The sequence below is a fragment of the Acinetobacter sp. 228 genome (assembly GCF_048147885.1).
In genome coordinates, this window is record NZ_JAYWYV010000595.1 from 1 (window position 1) to 1,035 (window position 1,035).

2 protein-coding genes and 1 pseudogene are annotated in these 1,035 nt (G+C 43.1%); 1 reads left to right on the forward strand and 2 read right to left on the reverse strand.

Going from position 1 to position 1,035, the window contains the following annotated elements; genetic code table 11:
* Positions 1-191: pseudogene (locus tag VXQ92_RS21105) on the forward strand (protease); the annotation flags it as partial.
* Positions 192-269: 78 nt separating this feature from the next.
* Here VXQ92_RS21105 and VXQ92_RS21110 read toward each other — a convergent pair.
* Positions 270-749, reverse strand: coding sequence for a hypothetical protein (locus tag VXQ92_RS21110; protein ID WP_416683083.1), 480 nt, complete (start codon positions 747-749; stop codon positions 270-272).
* Positions 750-832: 83 nt separating this feature from the next.
* On the reverse strand, positions 833-1,035 hold a 203-nt coding region (locus VXQ92_RS21115; protein ID WP_416683084.1), incomplete at its 5' end, for a DUF1176 domain-containing protein.

Below are 1,035 nucleotides of genomic sequence, written 5' to 3' on the forward strand. Positions count from 1 at the left end.
TAAAAGACCGCCTCTGCTCGGCTTATCCAGCATGTGCAGCCGAAGTAAAATTAGCAGGTGGGCAATATGCAGACATTGCTGTAACTGATGCCGTTACAGATGGTCATTTGGTGACTGCTCCGGCTTGGCCTGCACATCCAGCTTGGTTAGCACAATTTGTGAAAGTTTTAGGCGCTAAGATTAGTATCTAAATAAGATTCTTCACCCCAAATACAATAAAGCCTGCATTTAGATAGCAGGCTTTATTACTAAAATAGAAAACTAGATTTTTATCTTGTAATTCCCAACTTATTCCAAATTTCTGGTGTTAAAAACGTTGTCACCAATTTATTTAAATCGATGTAGCGTAATGTGCCCTGCAACTGCTGTTTAACGGCTGGGTCTTTAACAATATCTTCACCCGCACTTTGGCCTAACTGCTGGAAAGCCTCCCCAACAGCCTTCACACCTTCAGCCTGAATTACAGCTTTGACCTGAGCCAGTTTTTGATCTAACTGGTCTTTTTGCTCAGGCGTTACATTACTAAATGCTTTTAAATCTGGATGAGCCGCTAAAGCTGTAAATGTCCATTGGAGCACCGTAGTTTTATCTGAAGCTGTTGTTGCTTTAACTAAACAATCACTGAGCTGATCAACTGTTGGACCAGCCATCGCAATTTGTGTTGCGCCCAGTACAGTCGCCGCCACACATATTGAACGGCTCAGATGTGAAAACTTACGGCGAGCAATAGCATAAAGATGACGTGACATAGGTCTAGCTCCAATAAACAATCTGTTCTTTTTATCACAGAGTCACTAAAGTTACCTGTTATGACTCTGTAACCGCAAAATAGTTACTTTACGACTGATTCAATGCGATCAAGCTCCCACACTCCACCTGCTGCCAAGCCTTTACACATACCCGTCCACATATCCTTAGTATGCACAAAACTCTTGCCGTCCCATACCCATTCTTCACTTGCCCAGCAATCTCCAATGCCTCGTCCCTTTTGAGCACTACTCATAATACCGCTATCAAAATCTGAGGCGGACTCCG

Bases quoted from the DNA above. Each gene is read 5' to 3' on its own strand.
- VXQ92_RS21110 (WP_416683083.1), bottom strand. From the start codon at position 749: ATGTCACGTCATCTTTATGCTATTGCTCGCCGTAAGTTTTCACATCTG.